Source organism: Hymenobacter sp. (genome assembly GCF_031398885.1).
Taxonomy (GTDB): domain Bacteria; phylum Bacteroidota; class Bacteroidia; order Cytophagales; family Hymenobacteraceae; genus Hymenobacter.
Genome location: NZ_JANNOD010000068.1, coordinates 1 through 3752 on the forward strand (window position 1 = coordinate 1; position 3752 = coordinate 3752).

General features: G+C 63.7%; 6 protein-coding genes. All 6 read right to left on the bottom strand.

The window, feature by feature from the left end:
* Positions 1–10: 10 nt before the first annotated feature.
* The gene (locus RMO51_RS14355) at positions 11–625 is read right to left on the bottom strand and encodes a hypothetical protein (protein WP_310395712.1); all 615 of its coding nucleotides are present in this window, start codon (positions 623–625) and stop codon (positions 11–13) included.
* Between the two features lie 107 nt (positions 626–732).
* Positions 733–1008, bottom strand: a complete 276-nt coding sequence (locus RMO51_RS14360) for a hypothetical protein (RefSeq protein ID WP_310395713.1) — start codon at positions 1006–1008, stop codon at positions 733–735.
* Positions 1009–1015: 7 nt separating this feature from the next.
* Positions 1016–1582 (bottom strand): hypothetical protein, encoded by a 567-nt coding sequence (locus RMO51_RS14365; protein WP_310395715.1) that lies wholly within the window; start codon positions 1580–1582, stop codon positions 1016–1018.
* A 52-nt stretch (positions 1583–1634) separates the two neighbouring features.
* On the bottom strand, positions 1635–1973 hold the full coding sequence (locus RMO51_RS14370) for a hypothetical protein (protein WP_310395718.1): 339 nt from the start codon (positions 1971–1973) through the stop codon (positions 1635–1637).
* A gap of 98 nt (positions 1974–2071) precedes the next feature.
* Positions 2072–3028: a hypothetical protein gene (locus RMO51_RS14375; RefSeq protein WP_310395719.1), complete on the bottom strand. Its 957-nt coding sequence runs from the start codon at positions 3026–3028 to the stop codon at positions 2072–2074.
* 54 nt (positions 3029–3082) lie between these two features.
* On the bottom strand, positions 3083–3752 hold a 670-nt coding region (locus tag RMO51_RS14380), incomplete at its 5' end, for a hypothetical protein (RefSeq protein ID WP_310395720.1).

Genomic DNA, 3752 nt, shown 5'->3' on the forward strand with positions numbered 1-3752 from the left:
TCAACTTCACTCATGGCTTCAGCTTGGCTTCTAGTAAATGGATGTCGGCTTCTACCTCGGCCAGCTTATCGGCGCGGTCGGGGCGGTTTTTCAGTTTGGAGCGCAGGGGCTTGAGGTTGGCCAGCAGCCGGCGCACCTCGCCGGCGTCGGTGATGGCGGCCAGGTCGGGCCCGGGCGCCGGCGCCGGGTCCACCACGCGGCCGGCGGCTACGTCGTAGCTCAACTGGATGCGCTTCACCGATTCGAGCAGCTGCAGGGAAGCTGCCAGCCGCTCTTTCTCGGTGGGCAGCAGTTCGAGGCTGGCATGCAGGTAATCGCGGTCGGCGAATAGCTTGCGGCGCTGCCGGCGTAGCTCCTCCCCATTTGGGGCCTCAGTCACATGAAGGTCACGTAAGATTTCGGCCTTCGCGGGCACTGCCGCCACCTTTTTGGGCCCCGAAATCACATGACCGTCACATAAGACCGGCGCCGTGAGCTTCGTAAGCTCCCGCACCAGCACCTCGCGGGTATAGTCCGACGCCGGGCCGCTGAGCAGCCGCTTGAGCACGCTGCTCCGGCCGTGCGCCTCGAACAGGGCCACGCCGGCGGCGTAGTCCCGCTGCGAGCTTTCCAACCACTTCCTCACCTCCTTCACGCTGCAAACTTGCCGCGCCGCCGCCAGCGAGAAAAGGACGAAAAAAAACGCACCAGGCAACTGCCTGATGCGTCCGCGGGAGCGACCCCAACTTCCCCTCACTTTCCTCCTGGCGCTCCCGTCTTTCGTTTGCGCTTGGGCTTCGCCACGGGGGCGGTTACCAAGGCGGCAATGGTTTCGCTCGTGTCCGGCTTCAGCGGCTGCAGCATGTCGAGGCCGTTGGGCAACTTCACCAGCTCGTCGGCCTCCGCCAGCGTGAGCTGGCAGAGGTCGACTTCCCGGCTCCACTCCATCACGTAAAAGCGCGTGTGCCCCGAACGGGCGGGCGCATAGCGTGCGGCGACTTCGGGCTGCAGCGATTTGAGGACCGGCACGAACATCTTAAGCGCCGGGCGTTACGGCGCCGGTTTGCGGGTTGATGCTGGACCCATCGCGCAGGGTGATGGCCCCCTCGTAGAACTGCAGGCCGTTCTGGTAGCCCTCGCACTTGTACATGAAGCCGCGGCGGCCGCCCGAGAGCTTGGCGGAATCATATTCGCCGAGCACCTCCAGGCCCAGGCCGGCGCCGCCGAACTGGAGCACCTCGCTGTCGGGCGTCTGCACGAGCACGATGCACGAGCGGTTCTTGATGATGCGGTCAAACTCGGCCGCCAGCTTCGAGTTGCCGGGGTTGAAAAACTCGCCGGTGGCCTTCTTGCCGCGGCCGTCGCGCTCGCCCACGTTGCCGAGCTTGAACTGGGCCGTGTCCTGGGTCGTGTACACCTGAATGAAACCCTTGCCGGGCTTGAAGAGGTGCGAGCCGTCGATGGTCACCGAGTCGCCGGCGGCGGTGGTCGTTTTAACGCCTTTGATGACGGCGAAGTCGTCCTCGGCCGCGATGAAGATGTTGCCTTTCAGGCCGGGCGTGTTGTCTTTACCGCCGGGGCCGGGCAAATCGAATAAATCCATTGTACTGGGATTTAAAGGGTGTTACAATAGGAAAAGTGAGCGGGCCGAAGCCCTACTCTTTGGCCGCCGTAATCAGCTGTACCAGGCCTTTGCCGTCGCCGATGAGGTCCTTGAGCACCTCGGGGTGCTTGCTCAGGTCCTTGGCTTCGTACTTGGTGCCTTTGTGCTGCAGGCGAGCGGCCAGCACCCGGTACTGCTTCTTTTCGAAGGTGAGCACGTGCGTCGCGCTTTCCGCCTGGATGGCGTCGGCGTTTTCGAGGCGCTGGGTTACTTCCTGGATGATGCCGTTGGCGGTGGCCAGTTCCTCTTTGGTGTCGGCCAGCTCCTGCTTCAGGCTGGTGACCTGCTTTTTGAGTTCGGCCGCGGTGGCCTCTTTGGTATCTTCAGCCATGATGGATGGGCGCTAAAAACAAATGAATTGAATGATTTAGGTGGCAAAACCGACGATGGCCGGCACCCTACGCGAGGATGCCGGCGCGTCGATGGTCACTAGACCAGGTCCCGGTCGTTGGTGAAAACGATTTCCGGAATGATGAATCCGATGCCCATGCTGAAGTCGGTGAAGAACTTGAGCAAGCGGTCCACGCTCTCGACCAGAATCTGGCTCTGGTTCTGGATGCGCTTGCGCAGCATGATGGCGTTGCCCTTGGGCGTGCACCAGATTTTCTCGGTGTTGCGGTGCGAAGGCAGGCCCTGCAACGTGATGTTGGTGTTGTTGATGACCAGGCCCAAGGCCCCGCCGCCGGTGTTCTTGCCGTACTTGCGCTCCTGGCCCCGCAGGAAACGACGGGCTACCTCTTCCGAGCAGCCGAGCATCATGGGGATGTTCCAGTAGTCCTTGTGGATGCCGTCGGCGAAGGCTTCCATCTGCTCCACCAGGCCTTCGGGCGTGGCGTCGAGCGCGCCGGTGATAATCGGCTCGATGCGGCCGGCGCTGATGTGGCCGTTGAGGGTCTTCTTCAGGCCGTTCAGCGACGTGCCGGCCGGGCCGGCGGTGCCGGCGGTGGGCACGGCGAACACGCCCTGGTAGATTTCGTTGAACTCGATGTCCTGCTTAATCTGGGGAATCAGGTACACCTCCACGTACCAGCGCACGAAGGGCCAGGCCTTGCGGTCGATGCTCTCGCCGTCCATGAAGCCAAGCCACGAGGCCTCCAGCTCGTCGGGGTACTCCTGGGCGTCCACCTTCATCTTGAACTGCTCGATGGCCACGGGCACGAACGTGACGCCGGCCAGCGGTGTGAAGGCCTTTTGGAAGGGCTGCACCACACGGCTGAACAGCGTCTTGGCGGCGCGCCAGAGCGTATCGTCGGTGTTCACCGGCGTGAACATGCTCTCGGTCGTGGTGGCCGAGCGCAGCAGCTGGTACAGGCGGGTCAGGTTCTGGCCCTGGTTGAGGTAGTAGGCTCCGAATTGGGCCACTACGTCGGCGATAACTAATGCCATTGCATCAAAGAATTAAAAAGCGAAATGAAAAATTGAACTACTAGTGGGGCGGGCCTATGCCTCGCCGAGCATCTTCTTGTGCAGGGCCTCCACCGTTTTGGCGTATTCATCGCCGCCCTCCTCGGTCACGTCGCCTTTCAGCTTGGCCGCGGTGGTGGGCAGCTCGCCGGGCTGGCTGCCGAACTCGTCGGCCTGGGTGCGGGCTTCGTCGCGCTGGGCCACCAGGGCGGCAATCGACTCGACGCCGGCGGCTTTGAGCGCGGCCGCGGTGGCGCCAATCGAAGCCTCCATGCCTTCGAAGGCCGCGGCGGTGACGAGGGCGGCGCCGGTGATGCCGGCCGCTTCGAGCTCCTCGTTGGCCGCATCGACCAGGGCGGTGGTAAGGGCGGCTCCTTCGAGGTTCGCCAGGGCCGCAACGGCCGGGAATTTGTTCTTTCCGAACATGCTATTAGGGGTTAAATGGGTGGCGTTGGGGGTTTCCTCGGCGTCCTCGTCGAGAAGCTCTTCCGGATTGCCCGGGTCGGTGGCGATGTCCTCCTCCACGGCCTCGCCGCGGTCGGGGCCGCCGGCCAGCTCCAGGGCCCGGCTCACGGCGTAGCTGAAGTCGCCCTTCTCGTCGGCCAGGCCGTTGGCGATGGCCGCGTCGGCGAAGAACATGTCGCCCTGCAGCGCGTCGGCCTTGAGCTTCTTGCCCCGGCCCGACCGGACGGCCGCGTGCATCATC